Below are 23,238 nucleotides of genomic sequence, written 5' to 3' on the forward strand. Positions count from 1 at the left end.
CGCGCCTCACGATGAAGTCATTGCACCGTCCTTGTCCACGAAGCGGCCCGCGGAGTCCGATGTTTCATGCGCCTCGCTCCCGCGCCGGCGCGAGATCCGCGAGCGCGGCTCCCAATCGACGTGTGCCCTCGGTCAGTTCGGCGAGGTCGGCTGCGGCGGCGAACCCGATACGCAGGTGGCCCGCGGTTGGCTCGGTGGCGAAATAGCGGCTGCCCGCGCTGACGGCGACGCCGCGTTGCCGGGCCGCGCTCGTCAATACGGTGTCGTCCACGCCGGGCGGCAGGCGCACCCACAGGTGTAGTCCGCCCGCGGGCAGCCCGGTCAAGGTGGCGCCGGGGATCTCGCGGGCGACCGCGGCGGCCAGCAGCGCGCACCGCTCCCGAAGCGCCGCGCCGAGGGAGCGGATGTGCCGGTCCCAGGACGGGGAACCGAGTACTTCCAGCGCGGCCTCCTGGAGTGGGCGGCTGACGAAGAAGTCGTCGACCAGGCGCACCGCCCGCATACGCTCCATCACCGGCCCCCGGGCCACCAGCGCCCCGATCCGCAGGCTCGGTGCCCCGGGCTTGGTGAGTGAGGTCACGTAGACGACCGTGCCGTCGTTGTCGTCCGCCGCCAAAGGCCGGCGCACGGCGCCGCCGTGCCCCAGGTGTCGAGCGAAGTCGTCCTCGATCACGAACGCCCCCGACGCGTGCGCCACATCGAGGATTTGGCGGCGTCGTTCGGGTGCCAGCACGGTACCGGTCGGGTTCTGGAACGTGGGCTGGCAGTAGAACAACCGGGCGCCGGTCATCGCGAACGCCTCGGCCAGCATGTCGGGCCGCACCCCGTCGGCGTCGAGGGGCACCGGCACCGGCCGCAGCCCCGCGGCGCGAGCTGCGGCCAGCGCCTGGGGATAGGTGGGCGATTCCACCAGGACCGGGCTGCCGGGGCCTGCGATGGCTCGGAACGCAATCGACAGGGCACTCTGTCCGCCTGCGGTGACCAGCACATCCTCCGGCGCCACGCCGCCGCCGACGATGCCGGCGAACACGGTGCGCAGTTCCATCAGACCGCCGGACGGGGCACGATCCCAGGCGTCCGGACGGCGTGCCGCCCTCGCCAGCGCCGCGCTCAGGACCCGAGTGGGCTGGAGCGAACGATGCACGTAGCCGCCGTCCATGGAGATGGTCCCAGCCGACGGCGGTCCGAGCGGATCGGCGATCAGGTGGGTGTCGACGGCGCGGTCGGTGAGAGCGACGGTCTGCCAGTCGGTGTCGGTGACTCCGTCGCGCAGCCTGGGGCGCTGCGCCACGTACGTTCCACTGCCCGGACGAGTCACCACCACGCCCTCCGCGGCCAGCGACGCGATGGCCCGTGCCACGGTCGCGGGGCCGACCCGGTACTCCTTGATCAGGTCCCGGCTGCTCGGCAGCAGGTCGCCGGGCGACAGACCGGAAACCAGCGTGCGAAGACGGTCGGCAAGCTGCCTGGAAGTGCTACTGTCATTCATGAAGGACAACAGTAGCGCTATTGAATTCCGCCCGGAAGTGCTTCAACTGGACGTCGCCACCCTGCGTGCCGACACTCCGGGATGCCGGAACGTCATCCACTTCAACAACGCGGGATGCGGGCTCCTCGCCACCCCGGTCCTCGACGCGATGGTCGGCCATCTCAACCTCGAGGCGGAGATCGGCGGCTACGAGGCCTCGGCCGCCCGGGCCGCCGAAGTCCGGGCTTTCCACACGGAGATAGCCGCGCTCGTCCACGCCACGCCCGACAACATCGCCTTCGCGGGCAGCGCCACCCACGCCTACGCGAACGCCTTGTCGTCGATCCCGTTCGAGGCCGACGACGTCATCCTCACCACCCGCGACGACTTCGTCTCCAACCAGATCGCGTTCCTCTCCCTGCGCAAGCGATTCGGCGTACGGATAGTCCACGCGCCCAACACACCCGACGGCGGGGTCGAGGTGGAGGCGATGGCAGCGCTGATGCGGACCCATCGCCCCCGTCTGGTGTCCGTCACCCACGTCCCCACCAACTCGGGACTGGTCTCGCCGGTCGCCGAGATCGGCCGCCACTGCCGCGAACTGGACCTGCTCTACCTGGTCGACGCCTGCCAGTCGGTGGGCCAGTACGTCATCGACGTGGAAGAGATCGGTTGCGATTTCCTCACCGCCACCTGCCGCAAATTCCTCCGCGGCCCACGCGGTTCCGGATTTCTGTACGTATCCGATCGCGTCCTGAACGCCGGCTACGAACCGCTGTTCATCGACATGCACGGGGCCCGCTGGACGCAACCGGGCGGCTACGAGCCCGTCGCGACGGCGGCCCGGTTCGAGGAGTGGGAGTTTCCGTACGCCACCGTGCTCGGCAGCGCCGCCGCGACGCGCTACGCCCGCAAGGTCGGCCTCGAGGCCATCGAGCAGCGCACACCGGCGCTCGCGGCCCGGCTACGCGAACGTCTCGAACCCATCGCCGGCGTACGCGTCCTCGACCGCGGCCCGCGTCTCGCCGCGCTCGTCACCTTCGGCGTGGAAGGTTGGCAGCCGCACCCGTTCAAGGCGGCCATGGACGCCCGCGGCATCAACTCGGCGCTCAGCTTCCGAGAGTTCGCACAGTTCGACTTCGCGGACAAGGACGTCGAATGGTGCCTGCGCTTGTCACCGCACTACTACAACACCGAGGAAGAGGTGGATCGGGTCGGCGACGCGGTCGCGGACCTCGTCCGTCGGGGACGGCGATGAAGGCCTCCGGAAGGCACGCCGAGGAATCTTCTCCGGAGAACCCGGAGAGCCCGGAGAGCCCGGTCAGTCTCTGGCGTAACGGCGATTTCCTCAGATTCTGGCTCGGCGAGACGCTGTCGCTCCTCGGCACCCAGGTCACCAACCTCGCACTGCCACTGACGGCGATCACCGCCTTCGACGCCGGTGACGAGCAGGTCGGTGTCCTGCGATTCCTACAACTGGTCCCCTACCTCGGGCTCGCACTGGTCTTCGGGGTTTGGGTGGACCGAGCCCGACGGCGGCGGATCATGCTCGCCGCCAACCTCGTCCGGATGATCCTGCTGGCCCTCGTGCCCGTCATGTACTGGACGGGCACACTCAGCCTCGTCCGGCTGCTGGTGATCGCCTGCGCCGTCGGTGTCGCCTCGGTCCTCTTCGACGTGAGTTGGATGTCCTACGTACCGACTCTGGTCCGCGACCCGAGGCACTACGTCGAGGCCGGCGCCAAGATGGGGATGAGTTCGTCGGCGGCCGACGTGGCGGGACCCGGGCTCGCCGGTGTCCTGATCGGCGCCCTGACGGCGCCGGTGGCGCTGATCGTGGACGCGTTCTCGTATCTGGTGTCCCTCGTCTCGCTGTTGCTCATCCGCACCCCCGAGCCCCGCCCTCAACCCCCGTCCGTACAACGGCACTGGCCCACCGAACTCCGGGACGGCCTGCGCTGGGTTCTGAAGAACCCGATCCTGCGTTGGCTGGCGCTCATCGGCTTCTGCTGCAACTTCTCCATGGTCACCGTGTGGACCATGTTCCTGCTGTACGGCGCCCGTGACCTGCATCTGGGCTCGACGGCCCTCGGTGGCATCTTCGCAACCGCCTCCGTGGGCGGCCTGATCGGCGCGGCGGTCTCCCGGGAGGTCATTCGGCGCTTCCGGCTCGGTCGCGTCTATCTCGTCGCCCAGTCGGCGCTTCTCCTGGGTCCGATACCGATCGTCCTGGCCACCGGCCCCCGGCCGGTGATGGTGGCGATGTTCGTCCTCTCCTTCTTCGTCACCTACCTCGGTCTCGGCGTCGCCGGCGTCGTCATCGTCAGCCTGCGTCAGGCCGGCACCCCGCAGTCGATGATGGGCCGGATGACGGCGGTCTTCCGCACCCTGTTGTTCGGGGGCGGCGCACTCGGCGGCCTCTCCGCAGGTCTGCTGTCGGGCCGAATCGGAGCCCAAGGCGCTTTGACCGTGGCGGCGTTCGGATCCGCCGCCGTACTGATCCCCCTCTTCCTGTCCCCGGTGAGCGGGCTCCACGGCCTCCCATCCGCACCTGAGGAACCTATCGCGGTGGCAGCGGACTGAAGCGGAGCGAGCATGATCGCCACCGGCGTCGGCGTGGGCGAGCGCGGCGGTGGGGCCGTCATGGATGGCCTCCATGGCGGGGCTCGACCTCCGCTCAAGGCGTCCCGGACGCGTCCGGCCCGGGCTCCAGCCGGGCCTGACGAGTCCGGACTCGTACGCGGCGACGACCAGTTGGGGCCGGTCCCTCGCCCGCTGCCTCAGCTTCCACGCCGGCACCCGCATGAGGCGGGCCCGGATCACCGAGGCGGTCCGGCGCACACCCAATCCGGGCCGGCGCCCGCATGGTCCCCATCGACGAGACCCCGCCGCCTCGACTCCCGCACCACCACCGGCGCCGAAACCACCGGCCCGAGGGGCACAACTCGTCGAACGGGCTTGCCTGGTCGACTGCGGGCGTTCCCGGCCCGGCTCGGGCAACGCGAACCGTCAGCTCTTGGCGCCGGTGCCGCCCGCACCCCACGCCGGCGGCGGTGAGGTGTCCTGGGCCGCCGAACCGTCCCAGGTGTACTTGTCGGGGATGGTGGCGTTGTCGGCGAAGGCGGTGCCGGTCGGCTCGAACTCGCCGGGCCCCGAGCCGGGTCCGCCCGAGTAGACGATGTCGATCAGCAGGATCCGGTCGTTGCCCGCCGTGCCGTCCTTGTCCGTGGACGTGGTGAGCCAGATGTCCCCGTCGTGGTCGACCTCCACGGTACGCAGCCGGTCGTACGTCCCCTCGAAGTACGACTTCTGCTCGACCAGATTGGAGCTGGAGTCGATGCGCAGCCGGTAGACTCGCTCGCCCCGAGTCGTGGCCACGAACACGTGGTCGTTGATGATGGTCAGGCCGCTCGGCGAGGCGGACGACACCGGCCAGGTCTTCTTCGGCGCGATGTATCCGGAGCAACTACCTTCGGTGCCCTGACAGTTGGGCCAACCGTAGTTGCCGCCTTTCTGGATCAGGTTGACCTCGTCCATGATGTTGTCGCCGAACTCCGCCTGCCAGAGGCGTCCCTTGGAATCGAAGTCCAGGCCCTGCGGGTTGCGGTGCCCGATGGACCAGACGGCGTTGCCGAACGGGTTGTCCGACGGGATCGAGCCGTCCGGGTTGATGCGCAGGATCTTGCCGTTGAGGGAGTTCTTGTCCTGCGCCCGGGAGTCGTTCTGGGCATCGCCCATGCCGGCGTACAGCTTGCCGTCAGGCCCGAAGCGAAGCCGTCCGCCGTTGTGGTAGCGGCTCTTGGCCATGCCATCGAGCAGCACCTTGTAGCCGCTGAGCGCGTTGTTCTCCAGCTTCATCCGGGCGATGCGGTTGCCGTCGGACGAGGTGTGCAGGAAGTACACGTAGTGGTCGGTGGCGAAGTTCGGGGAAACCTCCACCCCCATGAGACCGCCCTCGCCGCCGGTGGTCTGGGAGTTGGGCACCTTGCCGAGCTGTGTCCTCTGGCCGGACTTGGTCAGCCGGTAGACGTTGAAGGTGTTCCGCTCGGTGTAGATCCCGGAGCCGTCCGGCAGGAACGCCACGCCCCAGGCGACGTCCACACCGTCGGCCAAGGTCTTCACGGCGCCCGGATCAGGGGTGCCGCCCGGCTGGGAACCGGCGGTGGTGACGCTGATCTCCGGGCCGAACGCCGACCGGTTGCCCTTGGCGTCGAAGGCCCGCACCTTGAATCTGTACGCCGTGTCGGCCTTCAGGCCGGCGACGGTCGTGGACGCGGTTTCCGAGGTACCCGCGGCGGCGCCGTCACGGTAGATGTCATACCCCGTGACCTGCACGTTGTCGGTGGACGGCGTCCATGCCAGGTCGACGCTGGTCGCGGTCTTGCCGGTGGCGTGCAGCCCCTGCGGGGTACTCGGCGCCTCGCCGTCGGGTGGCGCGGGCAGCGTGGCGATGGTGACCGCGTTGCTGGCGTCGGAGACGTTCGGCGCTGCATCGCGCGCGAATACGGTCCAGTCGTAGCTGGTCTCGGGCGTCAGGCCGGTCACCGTGGTGGCCAGTGTGGAGCCGTCGACCTGCTTCATGAGCTGGCCGTGCTGGTAGACGTCGTACCCGGTGACCTTCACGTTGTCACTGGCCGCGTCCCAGGTGAGGGACACCGAGGTGGTAGTCGGCTCCTTGTCCTTGCGCAGGTTCTTCGGGGCCGTCGGCTTCTCGGTGTCGGCCGGGCCCTGCGGGGTGACGGCCAGGCTGTCGAGGTTGGGGCCGTCCACCCCCGAGGTGGTGGCGCGAATCCTGTTGGTGCCCGCAACCAGTGCCGTCGTGACGGAGACCGTCTTCCAGGTCGTCCAGGCGCCGGTGCCGGGGAAGGAGAGGTCACCGGCGGCCTGGGTGCCGTTGACCGTGATGTCCAACGGCCGGTCGGCGGAAGTGCCGTTGGCGTAACGGAAGTCGAGCTTCGTGGCTCCCGGCTGCTCAGCCTGGACGGTGAACTCGACGTACGCGTCGGAGACCGCGTCGAAGTTCACGAAGCCGGTGCCGGTGTGGCCGGCGTGGTTGGACTCCACCTTGCCCTTGACGACATGGGCGGCCTCGGCCTCGTACGTGGCGGCGCGAGAGAGGGTAGCGGAGTGGGCAGCGGGCAGGGCCACGCAGAGCGAGGCGGTGGTGGCCGCAGCTATCAGGGCGCCGAACGCCCTGGACGGCCGGGATTTGATGCATCTCACGGTGTCCTCCAGCGAAGAGGGGCTGAGCGCGGGGCGACTCAGCAGCTCGTGGTGCTGCCCGGGCGGGTCCGCTGCGAGAGTCTTCGCGGCAAGCGATATCCGGCAACGGTCGGTCACGCGGGGGAAGTTGGCGCTGGACCTCGATAGTTAGGAAACTTTCCTATCCGGTGATGGAGCACGCTAGGGCTCGGTTGTGTACCTGTCAACGGGTCACGCGCCACTCGATATGTGCGGGCCCACTCCCGACCGCGCCTCGGTCATGCCGTTGAATCGCCGCATGAGGCGTTGAAACGAGTACCGGGCCGCTCTGCGCTCACACGATCTCGGTCGTGACGGTCCTTCATATGACTGAACACATCGCCGTCACCCGCCGCCCGCCCCGGGCCGCCCCCGGCGAAAGACGAACCGCCCGGCGACGAGCTTTTTCCCGCGCGCACGCGCAGAGATCCGGGTCCTGCCTGGTTCGCACTGCAGGGACGTGAACCACGACCCCCGAGGCGACCTGGACGCCTGGTAGACCACGAACCTGCGGCGGTGCGCCCTCGGCGTGGGACCGACCGAGGGTGAGGAATGCCCGGTGAGGCCGCCGGCGGCCCGGCACCCGACCGGGCCCGACTACGGCGGCCGGATGAGGAACTGCGCCGCTCGCGCCCGGTTTTGGAGGTCCCCGGGGTCGGCCGGGCGCCGAGCCGCGCACCCGCGGACACCGCGTCGGCCTCGACGACCTGGTCCCGGGCCTGCTGCGCCCGGACGTCGACCCGCGACTCCTGGCGACCGGAGAGGATCCGGTAAAGGTTCAGGCTTCTGCGTCCGGTTTTGGGTGGGTGGTTTGCCGGAATCGGACCTTGGGTCCGACCAGTCGGCGGGCGAGTGTATTGGTCATCGCCCAGGGGATCATCGCGCGGGACCGTTCGGGATGGGTCTCGTAGCCGCGATGCGGGCGACGGTAGCGGGCGAGGATGCCGAATGTCTGCTCGACGACCCACCGTTTGGGCAGAACCGCGAAGCCCTTGGTGGCAGGGTCGGTTCACGAGTTCCAGGTCGACGCCGAGGGTGTGCGTGTGGCCGACGGTGCCGTTCTTGCAGCCGCCGTCCGCCCGCGCCTTGGTGATGTCGGGGAAGGAGCAGTGATGGTGAGAGCGGCGTCGCACAACAGGCCGCCTCTGGCCGGACACGGCCGTTCGGCCGGTGATCCCCATTGCGGATCACCGGCCGAACGAACGATCGCTGCGGATCAGATCAGACGCAGGTACAGGGCGACGCTGCTACCCGGCGCGTTCCAGGCGAACGTCTTCTTGGTGTTCTTGGGGCAGGCGTTGGCGCTGTTGACCGCCACCGAGCCGACGCTGCCGTAGACCTCGGCGCACTTTCCGTCGGCCTTGGTGTCCTTCACGTAGCCGTCGACGTAGACCCGGCCACCCGAACACCAAACGGTCCAGTGGGCCTCACCGCCGTTGACGGAGACGTTCCTCGTCTCCGGGCAACTGCCCAGCACGCTCACCTGCCCGGACGGTGCGGCGGGCGCCGCCGAGGCGACGGCCGTCCCGGAGCACGCCGCGAACGCTGCCACCGCGACGAGCCCCGTGGCTATGCGTCGTTTCATGGTCTTTCCTCCCGTATGTCGTCGGTTGTGCAATGACAGGACGACGCTATCCACGGGGTCGGCCGAGCACGTCAAACGTGGGGTGTATCCGTCCCCACCACGGTCGTTCTACACGCGCGCTTCGACGTACCACCGTCGTGCCGGTGAGCATGGGGCCGAGGTACCACTTCCGGCCGGTGCGCGAGTGGTGTCTCATGGGGCCTGGCGTCGAGGACGTGACGCCGACGGACACGTTGGGGGATGGGCCCGCCACGGACCCCTGGGCGCAGCGGCGGGTTTCGGCCAGTGGTGTTGTGACGTTGCGGCTTCCGGCGGTGGTGTTGGTGTTCGGTGGTGGATTTGGTGTGGGAGGTGGTGAAGGCGAATCTGGATCGTGGGGTTCGTGGGGAGTGGCCGTGGCGGTTCACGGTGTTGGACACGTCTGCGTGTGCGGCATTCGTGGCGTTGCCGGGTGGGATCGTGCGACATCAGGCTCGTCGTCACCGACGTCCTGGGCGACACCCATCAGCGCGATCTCCGTTGCTGCGCGCCGCAGGCCCGGGATTGGACGCAGGTACTCAACAGCCGGTCGTCGTGGGTCGGTTCACAACTGCGGATCACAAACCCCATGATCCCGCGTCACCAATCGAAGAGACGGCTTGGACGCGCTACCCGGATGGTCGGCGGCCCGGGGTGTCACGCCAGGAAGCCCACGACGCCGCGCCCCGGGTGCGCGCGGGCTTCGCGGAGCCATCCGCCGATCTCCTCGACCGCCTCGCGCACCTCGCGGTCCAGTGCGGCGAGTTGCTCCTCGGTCACGGCCTCGTACTGCGCGAGTGCGACGGCACAGGCATCCGGTGACCAGACGCCGTTGCCGGGCAGATCGGTGTACGGCAGCGGCGAAGGCAACCCGTAGCCGAACTCGGACACCGTGACGGCTTCGATCCCGAGGGACTTCAGGGCCTCGTCCACGTACCCCAGCCACGCGTACTTGAAGGGCGAGAAGCTGTTACCCCACAGACGGCGCCCGTGGAAGGCGCAGACCATCCGGTACGCGTACCCGTACTGGAAGGCGTGCTTCTCGTCGAACGGCCCGCCGTCCACGACAGCCGTCAGCGCCTCGTACCGCGTCGGCGCGCCGTTCTCGATCTCGTGGGCGAAGTAGTCGTCGTCGTGCGACATCTCCTGCTTGAACCGCCCGCCGATGGCGCGACGGACCCGGACGTCGCCGGATCCCACCACAGCGCGCGTGACTTCGGGGTCGACGAGGAACAGCGACAGCGACATGCTCATGCGGCAAACCCTATCCGCGCCGGCCGACACCCTCGCGGCCGGAGCCGACGGGCCTTCAGAGCTCGATCGTTCGTGACCGTGACGGCCCCGCCCGCGCGGCCGAGACCTCCACGGACAGCGGTCTGCCGACCTGTGCGAGTGCCGGGTCGTTTGAGAACGCCGGTGGCCGGCGTTCTCAAACGACCCGGCTTTCGCGGAGTCTCGTTCGCGGCAGGGGCAGGAGCGCCTCCGATGTCGCCGACGGTGTCCGCAGGAGAACATCATTCTCCATGGTGCTGCGATGTGGAAAACCCCGAACCCACCCTCGCCGCCCCGGATCTGCACGTGGTGATGTGCTGTGCGATGTGCACCGTTACCTGTACGCCGTGCTGAGCTGCGTTGTCAATTGGGGAGTCGAACCCCCGCGTTGCTCTTCACGCACCAGGAGTGGGCTGGAAACCGCCGGCCCTCGGTGTGTGCACGCCTCCGAAGCAGCTACCTGCTCCACATCCTCCCGGCTTGCCGGGCTCCTCAGTCCAGCAGGTCGGCTTCCCAGTTCGTTCGCTGGATCCGCACATCGACCTCACGGATCTCGCGGGCCAGTGCATCCGCCTGACCGCGCAGTTCCGCGACCGGAAGCGCGGAGAGCGTCATCAGCTCGGACCGAAGCTGCCGGCCGTATCCCCGCTCCCCCGTGCCCGCTGCCGCGTCCGCCGCCGCGGTGACCACGGAGTGACGCAGCCGCAGGACATCCCGGCGCGCGAGGGCGTCGGTGAGCGTGCCATCAGGGACCATCTCCACCGTGGCATTGGTCCGGTTGATCCGACGAATCAACGTTTCGAGGGCGTCCAGCATTTCACCGGCCTCGGCCAGCAGCCGAGCTGCATCCTCGGCGGGCGTCTCCCCTTCCTGGTACCGCGCACTGCTGACTACGCGCGCTCGCAGCTGCTCTACACGACGCTGCGTCTCCGCACGTTCTGCCAGTGCCTCAGCAAGTTTCACTGCCCCACCTCCCGTCCTCTGTGAGCTCGCCCGAGTATACGAGTGGAGGCCGGCTCATCCGCGCCTGAGATTGGGGCACCAAATCTCAGGCCCTACAACATTCCTCAGCCGGCGAATCCGACCCCGGACGCGAGCTCGAAGCCCCCCGGTCGGCCCGAGATCGGCCAGGACCTCGTCGGTCCACAGGTCGTCCAGCGTTCCGTTCGTCGCCGAGTGCCCATGCGCGCGCACTCGCGCCCCGGCGGCGGACGTTCACGTCCGTGGAGGTCGGCGTCGACGGCCACCGTCAAGACATGACCGGAAGGAGGCTGGAAGGCGGCCGGATGCTCGTCATACGTTCGACCGATGACTCTTGACAAGCAATTCTTGATGCTGCGGCCCGCAAGTCCGGGCGACGTGGGGACGATCGCGGAGATCTGGCAACAAGGGTGGCGTGATGGTCATCTGGGACACGTTCCCGAGGCTCTCGTCGCCGTCCGCAGTGCGCCGTTGTTCAGGACACGGGCCCTCGAACGTGTCGACGACACGGTGGTCGTGGACACCGGTGACGCTGTGGCGGGGTTCGTGACGGTGATCGACGACGAGGTGGAACAGGTCTACGTGTCGAACGAGCGCCGAGGTACCGGAGTGGGAGACTTACTGCTCGCGGAAGCCGAGCGCCTCGTCGGTGCCGGCGGCCATCGTCGGGCGTGGCTGGCCGTCGTGGGCGGCAACGCCCGAGCCCGTAGGTTCTACGCACGCAACGGCTGGACCGACGAGGGCCTGTTCGACTATCCGGCGGACGGCGTCACCGGCTCCGTCCTCGTCCCCTGCCACCGCTACACCAAGCCCGTCGCGAGAGATCGGACGAGCCGCTGACCTGTATTCCTCCGGCGGGTCGGGGGGTTCGGTGAGCGGCGAGTACCGGGTGAGTGGTGTTCGTCGGCCATCACCCGCGTCCACCGCTCCCGAACGTCCTCTCGATGCCGAGGCACCATGGCGAGACCACGTTGTCGCCGGGCACCGGATCCGTCACCGCGGCTCGGGGGCGCACGCCGTGGTCGAAGAGGTGCTCGACTCCGGCCGGTAGCGCGGCGATCGGTTCCTCCGGATGCGGGATCGGATCGCCTCGAATCACCTCGGCGACGTCGGCCCGGCCGCAGGGTTCGTTCCCTCCCCGCCCCGGTCCCGCAGTCGGCGCAGCGAGTGTCCGGTCGCCGACTTGCACAGGAACTCGGCGCGCTCGTAGGACAGTCGCCCTCGGCCGGTCTGCGGGCAGATGTCCTCCGCGCCCAAGGTCCCCGCCCGGGCCGGACCCGGGCGTCGGTCGGCGAGGAACACCGGGCCCCTGGTCCGGCCGTTCAGGAGTTCGGGCAGGAGCGCGGCCGTCCCGGATCGCCAGGTGATCCACGTGCCACGCCGATCCGACCGCCGATCCGACCGCCGGTCCGCGCGGCGGGCTCGTCGCTCCGGCAGGTCGAGGTCTTGGACGTTGAGGGCCAGCACGGCCGCGACGGTGGCGCCCGACTCGCGCAGCAGCGTCCACAACGTGCGCTCGCGCAGCGCGGCTTCCACGTCTCCGGGCCACGCCGTTCCGGGCGGGACCGTGGCGGGCGGGATCGGAGCGGGCGCCGGCGCGGAGCGGCGTTCGGGCATCCGCTGGGGGATGCCCGCGTCGAGGCCCGGGGTGTGCGTCCACGCCCCGAACGCCCGTACGGCGGCCCGGTGTCGGTTCCAGGTGGCCGCCGCCACGCCGCCCCACGACCCGCGGAAGGCGCCGGCGATCTGATCGGCCGTCAGCGACGCGAGCGGCATCCCCACGCCCAGAGAGAGCCGCAGTCGCCACAACGTCTGTCCGTAGGAGCGGGCCGTCGCCGGTGCGAGCCGGTCCTGGGCCAGAAACGCGTCGATGGCCTCACCGAACGTCCGCGTGGACGCGTCCCCGACCGGGATCGCCTCGGCACGACGCGTCAGGTAGGCGCGTTCGGCGGCGTTCCCGGTCAGCAGCGCCGCGCGCTCGAACTCGCGGCGGGCCTCCTCGCCGCGTCCCAGGCGCAGCAGCAGGTCGCCGCGTACCCCGGGGAGCAGGTGGTAGTCACGCAGCGTCGGGTCCCAGGTGAGCGTGTCGACGAGGGCGAGGCCGGCCGCGGGGCCGTCCGCCATCCCCACCGCGACCGCCTGGTTGAGCCGCACCACGGCGGTGGGCAGAAGGCGGGCAAGTGCCGCGTAGAGTCCGGCGATCCGCACCCAGTCGGTCTCCTCGGCGGTGCGTGCCTGGGCGTGACACACGGCGATCGCCGCCTGCAACACGTAAGGACCGGGCCGGCCGGGCGTGCCGACCGCGCGGGCCCGCAACATCGCCGCGAAGCCGCGGCGGATGAGCAACCGGTCCCAGCGCCCCCGGTTTTGCGTGTGCAACGGAACCGGTTCGCCGGCAGGGCCGGTACGCGCCGCCGTACGGGACGCCTGAATCTCCATCAGCGCCACCAGGCCGTGCACTTCTGCCTCGTCCGGCGCGGACTCGGCGAGCAGACGCCCCAGCCGCAGCGCCTCCAGGCACAGGCCGGGCCGCATCAGATCGTCGCCCGATGTCGCCGAGTAGCCCTCATTGAAGATCAGGTAGACGACCTCCAGGACGGAGGACAGGCGTTCGGCCGGGTCGGCGCCGTCCGGGAGTTCGAACGGCACCCGCTCCTCGGCGAGCGTGCGCTTCGCGGTCGCGATGCGGCGGGCGATCAGCGGCTCGACCGTGAGGAACGCGCGGGCGATCTCGGATGCGGTGAGTCCGCCGAGCAGCCGCAGGGTCAGGGCGACGCGTGCCTCGGTCGGCAGGACCGAGTGGCAGGAGACGAACATCAGCCGCAGCACGTCCTCTTGTTCGGACGCCGGCTCGGCGGCCCCGAGGTCGTACTCGGGGCCGCCGACGCCGTCCTCGAGCCGCCGCCGCTCGGCCAGGTCGTGCGCGAGCAGTTCGTCGTGTTCCGCCGACCGCCGGTCGCGGCGGATGTGGTCGACGGCACGGCGTTTGGCGACGGTGGTGAGCCAGGCACCCGGATTGTCCGGGACACCCGACTCCGGCCACTGCTCCAGCGCCGCGACCAGCGCGTCCTGCGCCAGTTCCTCGGCCACCCCGACGTCGCGCACCATGCGGGTGAGCGCGGCGACGATCCGGGCCGACTCCATCTTCCAGATCGCGTCGACCGTGCGGTGGACGTCGGTCACGGGCCGAAGACCTGCTGAAGCATGCTCTCGCCGTCACCGACGATCCTCCGGAACCGGCGGCCCAGCTCGACCGCCTCCTCCTTGGAGCGGACCTCGACCAGGGCGAAGCCGACGACCGCCTCCTTGGACTCGGCGAACGGACCGTCCGTGACGGTGACGTCGTCGCCCTCGGAGACCAGCCGGACGCCGCCCGGCTCGAGCCCGCCGGTGGCCAGCAGTACGCCTGCGGCGCTGAGTTCCTCGATGAAGGCGCCCATCTCGGCGAACAGCTTCTCGTCGGGGGCCTTCGCGTTCTCCGAGGCCCTGGAGGTCATCAGGTAGCGCATGCTGTTTCTCCGGTTTCGTCTCGCCCGGCCGGATCGCCGGGGTGCATGGACGCGTCGTGGCGGCCATGTGACAGGGAATTGCATTATTCCCTGTCACATCGGCGAGTCGACGACGGTGCGAGCCCCACGGAAGAAACCCGAGGCCCGCCCGGCTTGGTGACGCGCACGTCGTCGCACGACGAGGTGGTCGAAGGTCAGCCGCTGGGGCGCCCGCAAAAAATGATCGTCGGAACCGACGGAGTAGTGGACGGCCCGACGCCCTCCATGACCGGCAACCAACGAGGAAGCGAGACAGTTCGATGCGCATTGTGATTGGTGAATTCGTCAGCCTGGACGGCGTCATGCAGGCTCCCGGCGGCCCCGACGAGGACACCGACGGCGGGTTCGCCCACGGCGGCTGGACGCACCCGTTCTTCGACCCGCAGGTGATGGGCGGCGCCCTCGCCGAGTGGGCCGCCGACACCGACGCGCTGCTTTTCGGGCGCCGCACGTGGCAGGTCATGGCCGCCGCGTGGCCCGAGCGGGCCGGCGACCCCTTCGCCGACCACATGAACTCGGTCGCCAAGTACGTCGTCTCCGGCACGCCGGGCGAAGACGACCCGACGTGGAACAACACCACCCGCATACCCGGCGACCAGGCACTCGACCGGATCCGGAAGCTGCGTGACACCGAGGGCCGGGACCTGGTGGTGATGGGCAGCCTGACGCTCGCCCGCACCCTCCTCGCCAACGGGCTGGTCGACGAACTGCGGCTCATGATCATGCCGGTGCTCCTCGGCGGCGGAAAGACGATCTACCCGGCCGACGGCACACTGCGCACGCTCGAACTGGTCTCGACGGTGGTCAGCGGCACAGGCGTGCACGTGTGCACCTACCGACCGGTGGCCGCGGCGTAGTTCGCGCCCGGGATCGGGTTCTCACGGCGCGGCCGGGAACGCTCCCGGCCGCGCCGGCACAGTGCTGAAATCGCGAGCCGAATAGCCGCGAATACGCACGGAGTTCCATACTCCGGACTACCCTTGGTGGTGGTATTCGGACGCGAGGGGGAAATCGCGTGGATCCGTTGACACTTGCTGCGGCATCCGCAGTGGTGGGGGCAATGGCGACGCAGACCTGGGAGCAGGCACGCCAGGCGGTGGTGGCGTTCTGGCGGCAGCGCCACGCCGAAGAGGTCCCGGCCATCGAGGCGGAACTGGCGCACTGCCGCACCGAGGTGACCGAGGCACGGGCGGTCGGAGACGGTTCCGTCGAAGAGGCCCTGATCGGCGACTGGCAGCGCAAACTCAGGCGGCTGCTGTCCGAGGACCCCTCGCTGCGGGCCGAGTTGCAGCGCGTCCTTGATGAAGAGCTGACTCCGCTGCTGCCGGACGCCGCACGCGCCGGCATCACCGACATCCGGATGAGCGCCAACGTCTCCGGCCACGGAGAGGCCTATCTGGCCGGTCGCGACATGACGGTCAAGAAGACCTCGTCATGACACAGCCACCGCCGCTGCCCCCGGGCGAGGACCCCGGCCGGTCGACCACGCACGCTTCGGTGAACGATCACGCCTCGGCGTACCTGTCCGGCCGTGACATGACCGTGGACAACAGTTCACGCACCCACAACAACAAGAACATCGTCAAACAGTTGGGCCCACTGACGCTGGTCATGCTGGTCGCGGTCGCCGTGGCCGCGATCGTCGCCGTGGCGTGGCTCGTCGGACGCGTGAACGACGACAACGGCGAGCCGCCGGCCGCGACCCCGGCCAACACCGAGATCACCATCGAGCCGAACTCGGGTCCTCCGGGGACTCCCATCCGGATCTCGGGCACCGGCTTCCAGCCGGGCAAAATCGTGCAGGTGATCTGCCAGGATCCGATGAATCCACAGCTCGGCGAGTTCCGCGCGGCAGCGGATGGTTCGTTCTCGGGAGAGGCTGTCATCCCGGACGACGATTGGATCAGGAAAGTCGGTGTCCAGCTTGCGGTCGTGGCGGCGAGCGGCCAGGCACAGGACTCGGACCAGCAGGGCCTGGCGTTCTTCACCGTACGGCGCTAGCGGGACAGGCGCCGCCGGCGGCGTCCTCGATGAGGTGGGTGACGGAGTCGGGGTGGGAGATCCCCACCGCGCCTCCCCCACAGCCGCGCGCCGTCTCCGAGGGCGGCCACGGCCGCCCTCGGCGGGCGTCAGTCGCCGATCCAGGCGTCGATCATCTCCAGTTGTTCGACCGCCGGCTCGGGCGGGCGAAAGCCCAGCGCCGCGGTGACCACTCGATCCACGACCGGGTGCAGGCGCTCCCCGGCGAACCTCTTCCAGTGGGCCTCCGACTCCCAGACATCGGTGTACCGCAGCCCGCCCGGTGTGCGGTGGACGAGGTGGGCCACCAGCCCCGGGGGCTTCTCCGACCCCAACGCTTCCCTGATCCGTGCGTAGATGGCCGGGTCGATCGGCACCTCGAAGGTGAACGCGTACGTCACGGGACCACATCCCTCATATTCAACCGAAGCCGTTTCGGATGAATGCGATTAGCATCGACCGCGTGGACAGACAGGTCAAGAGGCAATACGACACCAGCCGCCGCCGCGCCGCCGCGCAGGAGACCCGCCGGGCGATCCTGGACACCGCCACGCGGCTGTTCGTCGAACGCGGCTACGCGGCGACCACCATGGCGCAACTCGCCGAGTCCGCGGGCGTCGCGGTCGACACCGTCTACACGGTCGCCGGCCGCAAACCCGCGCTGTTCCTGCATCTGGTGGAGGCCGCCATCTCCGGCACCGACGAGGCCGTCCCGGCGGCCGAGCGCGACTACGTGCGCGAGATGCGCGCCGAGCCGGACGCGGCCCGCAAACTTCGCCGCTACGCGCGGGCCATCCGGGAGATGCACGCCCGGCTGGCGCCGCTGCTGCGCGTCGCCCGCACCGGGCCCCCCGAAGTCGCCCGGATCTGGCAGGACATCACCCGACGCCGCGCGGACAACATGCGACTGCTCGCCCGTGACCTGGCCGCGACCGGGCAACTGCGCCACGAACTGGACCCGGACGAGGTGGCCGACGTCATCTGGGCCACCAACTCGCCCGAGTTCTATTGCCTGCTGGTCGAAGACCGCGGCTGGCCGCCCGAACGGTTCGAACAATGGCTCGCCGACACCTGGTGCCGACTACTGCTCGCCTGACCCGGCCCGGACGGCCGGCAGCGCTACCCCTGCGACACAACCGACGCCGAATGGGCCCTGCCGGAACCGCTGTTGCCGACCCCGGCATGGCGCCGGCCCCCGGCGGCCGCCCCGAGAAGCACCATCGCCGCGACATCGCCGCCGCGATCCGCCATGTCACGGACAACGGGATCAACCGGCGGGCCCTGCCGGCCGACTACCCGCCGTTCCGGACCGTGTTCGGGTTATTCGGCCGCAGTCGCGGACGTGTGGTCGCCGTGCCCGCCGCGGGCGGTGGGTCAGGCCGCCGGGGCGGGGCGGTAGTCGAGGACGATCGCGCCCGAGCTGAAGGACTGGGTGCCCGCGAGGGTCCAGGTCTTCGGGGTGAGACCATCCTTGAACAGGCGCTTGCCGGTGCCGACGGTCACCGGGTGGAGGAACAGCTTGAGTTCGTCGACCAGGTCGTGCTCGATCAGCGTGTCGACGAGCGTGACGCTGCCGTAGATCAGGAGGTCGTCGCCCGGCTCGGCCTTGAGCTTGGCCACCTGTTCGACGACGTCGCCGTCGAGGATCGCCGTGTTCCAGGTCGTCGTCTGCAGCGTGGTGGTGGCGACGTACTTGGGGATGTGGTTCATCCGCGCGGTGAACTCGTCCGACTCGTCGCGCGGGGCCCACGCCTTCGCGAAGCTCTCGTAGGTGGCGCGCCCCAGCAGCAGGGCGCGGCTCGCGCGCAGTTGGCCGTTCTGGTACTTGGCGTGCTCGTCGTTCCAGAACGGGCCGGTCCACGCGGGGTCCTCGACGACGCCGTCCATCGTGATGTACATGACCGCAACGACCTTGCTCATGCGGAAGTCTCCGTTTCGCAGCATGGGGGATCCGCTCCGAGGTCCCGGTGACCGTCGGACGCGACCCCTCCAGCGTCCAAGATCCGCACGCGGTACAACAAGATCCGACCGCAGCACGCTAGGTTGAGCGCGATTAAACGATCAGGGGGCGGGCATGCTTGAACGGTTGGAGCTCGAAGCGTTTCTCACGCTCGCCGAGGAGCTGCACTTCGGGCGCACCGCCGAGCGCCTGCACGTCACGACCGGCCGGATCAGCCAGACCATCCGCAAGCTGGAGCGCCGCGTCGGCGGACCGCTGTTCGAACGCAACAGCCGTAAGGTGACGCTGACTCCGCTCGGCGAGCAGCTGCGCGACGACCTGCGACCCGCGTACGACCAGATCGCCGCCGGGCTGGCGCAGGCGATCACAACAACCCGAGGCGTGCGCATCAAGGGTGTGGTGCGCGTCGGCTTCTCCGGGGCGTGGTGCGGCAACCTGCTCGTCAAGGCCGCCGACCTGTTCCGTGTGCGCCATCCGGACAGCGTGGTGGAGATCCAGGAGATCCAGCTCGTCGACCCGCTCGGCCTCATGCGGGCCGGCAAGGTGGACCTGCAGCTCACCGAGTTCCCCATCGACGAGCCGGACATCGTCCGGGGGCCGCTGATGTTCGCCGAGCCGCGCGGGCTGATGGTGCCCGCCGACCACCCCTTCGCCGCCATGGAGTCCGTCTCGCTGGAAGACCTCGCCGATACGACGCTGGTCACGATCGACTCGGAGAACGTCCCCGAGTACTGGATGGACTACTACTTCCCGCGAAGAACCCCGTCCGGCCGTCCGATCACGCAAGGGCCGGCCACCCGGTTCTGGCCCGAGGTACTGGTCCACGTCAGCATGGGCGTCGGTGTCAGCACGGTGTCGCTGCGCGCCCAGGACTTCCACTCCCGCCCGGGCCTGGCGTTCGTCCCGCTGCGCGACGCCCTGCCGATCGATTACGGCTTCCTGTGGCCGCGCACCGGCTTGAACGCCGTCGCCGCGGCCTACCTCGACATCGTCCACGAACTCGCCACCCCCATCCGCTGACCGCTCCCTCGGCCGGGCTCCGTGCCGACGGCAACCCCGAATTCCGCCTCGACGCCCATCACGTCCGACAACATCGCCGAACCGCCCCGCACGCCCCCGTGCGGCCGGAGAACGCGAACGGCGCCGCCCCGATGCGGGAACGGCGCCGTCGACGTCGAAGGTCGGTGAGGGTGGCCGCCTCACGGCGGAAGGCACACCGTGGCTCCAGCCGAGCGGTATTCCACGGAGGCAATGGTTGGGCCCGGGGGCACACCCTCACCGACGGAAAGCACAACGGCCGTCTCCCGCCCGAAATTCCCCGCGCGTCCGGACGGGTGCGCCGACCCGGGATCGCCGCTCCCGTCCGGGCTCACCGCACCCCGTGCTCCCGAGTGGTCGCCGGCGGAGCCGAGAACCGCGCCTGCGGCGGTCGCCTGCCTCCGCCGTGTGCCCTGGTGATGTTGCCGCCCCAACCGGGAATCGAGGTCGCGCGTTGTGGCTGCCTAGCCGGGCAACCGCAGCGGATTCCAGGCCGTGAACACGTCTCCGTCATCGAGCAGCCAGGTGGCGCCGAGCCAGGCCATGGCGATCGAAATCAGGCCGAAGGCCGCCACCCACACGGGCCACGGTATCCCGGTGGAGGTCGCCAAATTCGCCGCGTCGGAGGAGGAGTTGCCCTTCAGATGGCGTCGTAGCAGCTCGACGACGTGCCGTACCGCGGCGATCAGCAGGAACCAGACGACCACGTACGCGGCGAAAGCCTGTACGTCCGTCCGGCCCTGCCACGACACCGCGGCCAGGACACCGGACGCGAGGAGGATGATCACCACGCCGAACACGTTGCGAATCGTCGTCAACAGCAGGAGCATCAAAGCGGTTACGCCCCACAGCGACGCCGTGACGTGCCCCGCGCGCAGAAGAGCCGCACCACCGATTCCCGCCAACGAGGGTGCCGGATAGCCGGCCGCCGAGATCAGGAGTCGGCGAACGCGGCCCTTGCCTCGATGAGACGTGGTTCCCGAGTTGTCGACCTCCAAGCGGACGGCGACGACGCGATGTCCGCACAGGAGCGCGGCGAGGACGTGGCCCGCCTCGTGTGCCATCACCGAGTAGCACCGCAAGGTGGACCATGCCAACCGATGCACCACACAGGTCAAGGCCACACCCCCGGCGACGAGGACAAGCCCCGGAGGCGGATGCGGCTGCCTCGCGAGGGCGTGCTCCCACAGGAGCCGCGAGAACGACAAGGTCATGCAACTCCGATGCTCTGACCCGCCCTTCGGACGCGAAGCAGCCGACCCGCCGGCCGACAAGGCCACGCGGGTGCGTCGGGGCAAGGGGCGTGGAACGGTTCACGAATGACACACGGTCGGTGACCGTCCCGGGCACGTCAAGCCATCCGGCGCGTCCGGGCCGGACCCCGCGTTTTCCGGATCACACGCCCCCGACACACGAGAAGCCGGCCACGGCTGCGAGCGTGGCTCCGAGTTCCCGTGCGCGGTACTGTGCGGCCGAGCAGAACCCCGGACACGAGCGGCGGTCCTTGCCGGCCACAACCGGGTGGCGAGGACCGCCGTCACGCCTGGGCCCCGTTTCCCGGCCGTGCCACGCCGGCGGGGCCCGATTTGCCGGGCGGATCCCTGCTCAGGGGATCCTGGTCCACCGGGGCTCGGTGCGAGGCCCGGTGGACCGGCTCACTTGTACTGCGTGGTGGCGCTCACGCCGCCGAAGGTCTGCGAGGCGGCGAGGGAGAAGTAGACCCAGCCGGATGGCGGGTCGGCGATCGTCAAGGTCTCACCGTTGCCGGCGTTGGTGGACTTCGCCTGGTAGTTGCCGGTGGTGGCCCAGCTGGTTCCGCCGTAGTACAGGTCGGCGTTGCCGGTGCCGCCGCTGCTGGTGATGGTCAGCTCCTTGACGCCGGCCGGCAGGTGGAGGAAGTGGTAGCTGTAATTGCCGGTGGTGGCCGCGAGGTTGTCCCGGCGGCAGTTCTTGTCGAACTGGCGGGGGTCGGCGATGGTGCAGAGCGGTACGGACGACGCCTCCGGCAGGGGGCCGCAGTCGTCGGTGGCGCAGGTGGTCGTCAGCCAGGTGGCGAAGCCGGCGTCGTAGCCGGTGCCGATGGTCTGCTTCAGGAAGGTGCGGGCGCCGTTCCAGTCACCGGTGCGGTACTTGGCGAGCACCGTCTCGACGTCCGCGGGGTGCGCCTGCAGCATGTAGCGGACGGCCAGGAAGCCCCACCGGTAGACCCGGGCCGAGTTGACGTCGGGGTCTTCGTCCTGACCGTAGACGGTGTCGAACAGTTCGCTGAGCGTGTAGGTCTTCAGGCCGGCCGCGGCGATGGCATCGGCGTTGCGCTCGTTGCGGTAGCCGAACGAGATGTTCTCGGCGATGCCCTCGACCCACCAGATGGTCGGCGTGGTCAGACTGGCATCGAAGTCGCCGTACATGTTGTAGCGGCCGTCGAGGTAGTGGGTGTACTCGTGGTTGAGGTTCCAGATCTCGAAGGACGGACGCAGCCAGTCGGCCTCGTGGGCGATGAAGCGGGCCTGGTTGCCGGCCTGGGTCGGGTTGCCCTCCTCGTACATGCCGCCGTTGTCGACGTCGATGTTGTAGATGGCCCAGGCGTACAGCGCGTACTGGGCGTAGTCGTCGAAGGCGACGACCTCGAGGTTGGTGTTCACGTCACCGGGGATCGCGCCCTTGTCGCCGATCACCCGGTGGAAATACGCGTCTTGGTTGATCAGGCTGGTGCAGGTGGTGGCCAGCTGCCCGGGAGACATGTCCTGGGCGCGGAACTTCAGGTTCGGGTTACAGGTGTGCCGAATCGGCAGGACCACGGGGAGCACACGGTCGCCGAGGTCGCAGATGGCGTAGGCCGCACAGTTGTTCTTGTCGAACCGGCGCGTGTACCAGGCCAGGTTCATGGTGATCGGTGCGGTGGGGCCGACGTTCGGGTAGCGGTTGATCAGGTCCTTCAGCAGCGGCCGGACCCGGTCCTTGAGCTCGGGGACGTCGAGGGCGTAGCCGAGGTAGCGGCCGACGTTGCTGACGACGTCCAAGCGGTTCAGCTGGGCGTTGTTGCGGATGATGAAGTCGGCCCAGGTGTCGAGGATGGTGGGGTCGGCCTTGAGGGCGGCCCGCCAGCCGCGGCCGTCGTTCTTGGCCTTGAAGCCGTTCTCGACGACCCACTCGACGTGCTCCACGGCGAGGGTCATCCGGCTGGGCCAGGTGGCCCCGTAGCCGGCGAGCAGCCACTTGACGACGCCGGCGTACCGACCGGCCGTGTGGGTGCTGTCGATCAACGTGACGACCTCGTTGAGGTTCTCGCCGTTGGCGTCGGTGATGTCCTTGCTGTGCGGGGAGGCAAAGAAGGCGTCCAGCGCGCTGCGGGCCGCGGTGTCCAACGCCGGACCGTAGTCGCCGACGGCGTCCGCGTGGTTGTCCTGCACGTAGTAGCCGGCGCGCAGGAACATCACCAGCTGTCCGATGGAGGTGGTGTTGGTGCCCGGGTACGTCGCGGCGGTGTCGCGCAGCGCCTCGGCGACGGTCACCATCTTGGCTTCGCGGAAGGCCGTCCCCGCGGTCGCCCCGGTGAGGTTGAACAGCGGGTAGGTGCACGTGACCTTGGGAAGGGCCTTGAGTTGTTGGATCAGCGCGCTGCCCGTGGCGTTGACGACTCCGGACAGGTCCCCGCATTCGTCCCCGGCGGCCGAGAACTGCCCGCCGCCCTTGGCCGGTTCGGCCGCCGGGGAGGCCTGCGGGGCGGACTCCTCGGTGCCTTCCGGCGAGGAGATCTTGAAGCCGGCGCTGTCGGTCCTGGCGTCGGGTGACTTGGGGACCGGGATCGACCGCGGCGCCGGGGCCGCGGTTTTGCCGGCGCTCACACCGGCCGGAGCCGTGGCGCCGACCGGGGCGGCCTGGCTCGGTGGCGCGAACAGGCCGAGCGCCATGAACAGGGCCACGCCGAGCGCAGGGAGTCTGCGCGTATTGGCCTTTGATATCCGGGAGGGACTCATCTGCGGGGGCCTCCGGGGCCGTTGTCGGCCGCGTACCAGAACGCGGCCTGCCGATATGCGACATGTAACATTGCACATGTGGCATCACGCCGGAAGAGCCTTGGCCGGACTGCCGCCCACAACCGAGACGT

The 23,238-nt window shown here is 69.5% G+C and carries 19 protein-coding genes and 1 pseudogene; 9 read left to right on the forward strand and 11 right to left on the reverse strand.

The window, feature by feature from the left end; all coding sequences use genetic code 11:
- Positions 1 to 64: 64 nt before the first annotated feature.
- The gene (locus A3IC_RS0124975) at positions 65 to 1,489 is read right to left on the reverse strand and encodes an aminotransferase-like domain-containing protein (RefSeq protein WP_020552792.1); all 1,425 of its coding nucleotides are present in this window, start codon (positions 1,487 to 1,489) and stop codon (positions 65 to 67) included.
- Here A3IC_RS0124975 and A3IC_RS0124980 point away from each other — a divergent pair.
- Together A3IC_RS0124980 and A3IC_RS0124985 are read left to right on the forward strand one after the other, a co-directional pair.
- Entirely contained in the window at positions 1,488 to 2,726 is a 1,239-nt protein-coding gene (locus tag A3IC_RS0124980) for an aminotransferase class V-fold PLP-dependent enzyme (RefSeq protein ID WP_026218703.1), read from the forward strand. The genes A3IC_RS0124975 and A3IC_RS0124980 overlap by 2 nt on opposite strands.
- Positions 2,723 to 4,051, forward strand: a complete 1,329-nt coding sequence (locus tag A3IC_RS0124985; protein ID WP_020552794.1) for an MFS transporter — start codon at positions 2,723 to 2,725, stop codon at positions 4,049 to 4,051. Before A3IC_RS0124980 ends, A3IC_RS0124985 begins: the two co-directional genes overlap by 4 nt.
- Before the next feature lie 426 nt (positions 4,052 to 4,477).
- Here A3IC_RS0124985 and A3IC_RS56470 read toward each other — a convergent pair whose 3' ends face one another.
- The 4 genes from A3IC_RS56470 to A3IC_RS0125005 all read right to left on the reverse strand — a co-directional run bounded on the left by A3IC_RS56470 (position 4,478) and on the right by A3IC_RS0125005 (position 10,547).
- Entirely contained in the window at positions 4,478 to 6,532 is a 2,055-nt protein-coding gene (locus A3IC_RS56470; protein ID WP_020552795.1) for a PQQ-dependent sugar dehydrogenase, read from the reverse strand.
- Positions 6,533 to 7,925: 1,393 nt separating this feature from the next.
- Positions 7,926 to 8,294 (reverse strand): hypothetical protein, encoded by a 369-nt coding sequence (locus A3IC_RS0124995; RefSeq protein WP_063744872.1) that lies wholly within the window; start codon positions 8,292 to 8,294, stop codon positions 7,926 to 7,928.
- Between the two features lie 675 nt (positions 8,295 to 8,969).
- Positions 8,970 to 9,566 carry a DUF7691 family protein gene (locus tag A3IC_RS0125000; RefSeq protein ID WP_026218704.1) on the reverse strand — a complete coding sequence of 199 codons (597 nt, stop codon included), beginning with the start codon at positions 9,564 to 9,566 and terminating at the stop codon, positions 8,970 to 8,972.
- A 510-nt stretch (positions 9,567 to 10,076) separates the two neighbouring features.
- Entirely contained in the window at positions 10,077 to 10,547 is a 471-nt protein-coding gene (locus A3IC_RS0125005; RefSeq protein WP_026218705.1) for a DIP1984 family protein, read from the reverse strand.
- Positions 10,548 to 10,892: 345 nt separating this feature from the next.
- Here A3IC_RS0125005 and A3IC_RS0125010 point away from each other — a divergent pair, with 345 nt between their 5' ends.
- Positions 10,893 to 11,405 carry a GNAT family N-acetyltransferase gene (locus A3IC_RS0125010; RefSeq protein ID WP_020552800.1) on the forward strand — a complete coding sequence of 171 codons (513 nt, stop codon included), beginning with the start codon at positions 10,893 to 10,895 and terminating at the stop codon, positions 11,403 to 11,405.
- A 255-nt stretch (positions 11,406 to 11,660) separates the two neighbouring features.
- Here the strand turns inward: A3IC_RS0125010 and A3IC_RS0125020 are convergent, their stop codons facing one another.
- Positions 11,661 to 13,748, reverse strand: a complete 2,088-nt coding sequence (locus A3IC_RS0125020; RefSeq protein WP_020552802.1) for an RNA polymerase sigma factor — start codon at positions 13,746 to 13,748, stop codon at positions 11,661 to 11,663.
- On the reverse strand, positions 13,745 to 14,074 hold the full coding sequence (locus A3IC_RS0125025; RefSeq protein ID WP_020552803.1) for a YciI family protein: 330 nt from the start codon (positions 14,072 to 14,074) through the stop codon (positions 13,745 to 13,747). The genes A3IC_RS0125020 and A3IC_RS0125025 overlap by 4 nt, the downstream gene beginning before the upstream one ends.
- Positions 14,075 to 14,373: 299 nt before the next feature.
- Here A3IC_RS0125025 and A3IC_RS0125030 point away from each other — a divergent pair, with 299 nt between their 5' ends.
- The 3 genes from A3IC_RS0125030 to A3IC_RS0125040 all read left to right on the forward strand — a co-directional run bounded on the left by A3IC_RS0125030 (position 14,374) and on the right by A3IC_RS0125040 (position 16,114).
- A complete protein-coding gene (locus A3IC_RS0125030; RefSeq protein WP_026218706.1) occupies positions 14,374 to 14,970 on the forward strand; it encodes a dihydrofolate reductase family protein in 597 nt (198 codons plus the stop codon).
- Positions 14,971 to 15,173: 203 nt separating this feature from the next.
- Positions 15,174 to 15,551, forward strand: coding sequence for a hypothetical protein (locus A3IC_RS72645; RefSeq protein WP_020552805.1), 378 nt, complete (start codon positions 15,174 to 15,176; stop codon positions 15,549 to 15,551).
- Positions 15,548 to 16,114 carry a hypothetical protein gene (locus A3IC_RS0125040; RefSeq protein ID WP_020552806.1) on the forward strand — a complete coding sequence of 189 codons (567 nt, stop codon included), beginning with the start codon at positions 15,548 to 15,550 and terminating at the stop codon, positions 16,112 to 16,114. The genes A3IC_RS72645 and A3IC_RS0125040 overlap by 4 nt, the downstream gene beginning before the upstream one ends.
- A 128-nt stretch (positions 16,115 to 16,242) precedes the next feature.
- Here A3IC_RS0125040 and A3IC_RS0125045 read toward each other — a convergent pair whose 3' ends face one another.
- On the reverse strand, positions 16,243 to 16,533 hold the full coding sequence (locus A3IC_RS0125045) for a hypothetical protein (RefSeq protein ID WP_020552807.1): 291 nt from the start codon (positions 16,531 to 16,533) through the stop codon (positions 16,243 to 16,245).
- A 62-nt stretch (positions 16,534 to 16,595) separates the two neighbouring features.
- On the opposite strand from A3IC_RS0125045, the gene A3IC_RS0125050 reads away from it, so the two are divergent.
- Both A3IC_RS0125050 and A3IC_RS71345 read left to right on the forward strand, forming a co-directional pair.
- Positions 16,596 to 17,228, forward strand: coding sequence for a TetR/AcrR family transcriptional regulator (locus tag A3IC_RS0125050; protein ID WP_020552808.1), 633 nt, complete (start codon positions 16,596 to 16,598; stop codon positions 17,226 to 17,228).
- Positions 17,229 to 17,285: 57 nt separating this feature from the next.
- A pseudogene (locus A3IC_RS71345) lies at positions 17,286 to 17,464 on the forward strand (transposase); the annotation flags it as partial.
- 42 nt (positions 17,465 to 17,506) lie between these two features.
- On the opposite strand, the gene A3IC_RS0125055 reads toward A3IC_RS71345, so the two are convergent.
- Positions 17,507 to 18,052: a dihydrofolate reductase family protein gene (locus tag A3IC_RS0125055; RefSeq protein ID WP_026218707.1), complete on the reverse strand. Its 546-nt coding sequence runs from the start codon at positions 18,050 to 18,052 to the stop codon at positions 17,507 to 17,509.
- Between the two features lie 154 nt (positions 18,053 to 18,206).
- Between A3IC_RS0125055 and A3IC_RS0125060 the strand changes: the two genes are divergently transcribed.
- A complete protein-coding gene (locus A3IC_RS0125060) occupies positions 18,207 to 19,112 on the forward strand; it encodes a LysR family transcriptional regulator (RefSeq protein ID WP_020552810.1) in 906 nt (301 codons plus the stop codon).
- Positions 19,113 to 19,594: 482 nt separating this feature from the next.
- Here the strand turns inward: A3IC_RS0125060 and A3IC_RS0125065 are convergent, their stop codons facing one another.
- Together A3IC_RS0125065 and A3IC_RS0125070 are read right to left on the reverse strand one after the other, a co-directional pair.
- Positions 19,595 to 20,344, reverse strand: coding sequence for a M50 family metallopeptidase (locus A3IC_RS0125065; protein ID WP_020552811.1), 750 nt, complete (start codon positions 20,342 to 20,344; stop codon positions 19,595 to 19,597).
- 441 nt (positions 20,345 to 20,785) lie between these two features.
- A complete protein-coding gene (locus tag A3IC_RS0125070) occupies positions 20,786 to 23,053 on the reverse strand; it encodes a M9 family metallopeptidase (RefSeq protein ID WP_020552812.1) in 2,268 nt (755 codons plus the stop codon).
- Between the last annotated feature and the right edge of the window lie 185 nt (positions 23,054 to 23,238).

The organism is Embleya scabrispora DSM 41855, assembly GCF_000372745.1.
GTDB classification, from domain to species: Bacteria; Actinomycetota; Actinomycetes; order Streptomycetales; family Streptomycetaceae; genus Embleya; species Embleya scabrispora.

Excerpts from the sequence above, each read along its gene's own strand:
- A3IC_RS0125010 (WP_020552800.1), top strand. The coding sequence starts at position 10,893 with ATGACTCTTGACAAGCAATTCTTGATGCTGCGGCCCGCAAGTCCGGGC.
- A3IC_RS0125060 (WP_020552810.1), top strand. The coding sequence starts at position 18,207 with ATGCTTGAACGGTTGGAGCTCGAAGCGTTTCTCACGCTCGCCGAGGAG.
- A3IC_RS0125040 (WP_020552806.1), top strand. The coding sequence starts at position 15,548 with ATGACACAGCCACCGCCGCTGCCCCCGGGCGAGGACCCCGGCCGGTCG.
- A3IC_RS72645 (WP_020552805.1), top strand. The coding sequence starts at position 15,174 with ATGGCGACGCAGACCTGGGAGCAGGCACGCCAGGCGGTGGTGGCGTTC.
- A3IC_RS0124995 (WP_063744872.1), bottom strand. The coding sequence starts at position 8,294 with ATGAAACGACGCATAGCCACGGGGCTCGTCGCGGTGGCAGCGTTCGCG.
- A3IC_RS0125025 (WP_020552803.1), bottom strand. The coding sequence starts at position 14,074 with ATGCGCTACCTGATGACCTCCAGGGCCTCGGAGAACGCGAAGGCCCCC.
- A3IC_RS0125000 (WP_026218704.1), bottom strand. The coding sequence starts at position 9,566 with ATGAGCATGTCGCTGTCGCTGTTCCTCGTCGACCCCGAAGTCACGCGC.
- A3IC_RS0124975 (WP_020552792.1), bottom strand. The coding sequence starts at position 1,489 with ATGAATGACAGTAGCACTTCCAGGCAGCTTGCCGACCGTCTTCGCACG.
- A3IC_RS0125030 (WP_026218706.1), top strand. The coding sequence starts at position 14,374 with ATGCGCATTGTGATTGGTGAATTCGTCAGCCTGGACGGCGTCATGCAG.
- A3IC_RS0125055 (WP_026218707.1), bottom strand. The coding sequence starts at position 18,052 with ATGAGCAAGGTCGTTGCGGTCATGTACATCACGATGGACGGCGTCGTC.
- A3IC_RS0125065 (WP_020552811.1), bottom strand. The coding sequence starts at position 20,344 with ATGACCTTGTCGTTCTCGCGGCTCCTGTGGGAGCACGCCCTCGCGAGG.
- A3IC_RS0124985 (WP_020552794.1), top strand. The coding sequence starts at position 2,723 with ATGAAGGCCTCCGGAAGGCACGCCGAGGAATCTTCTCCGGAGAACCCG.
- A3IC_RS0124980 (WP_026218703.1), top strand. The coding sequence starts at position 1,488 with ATGAAGGACAACAGTAGCGCTATTGAATTCCGCCCGGAAGTGCTTCAA.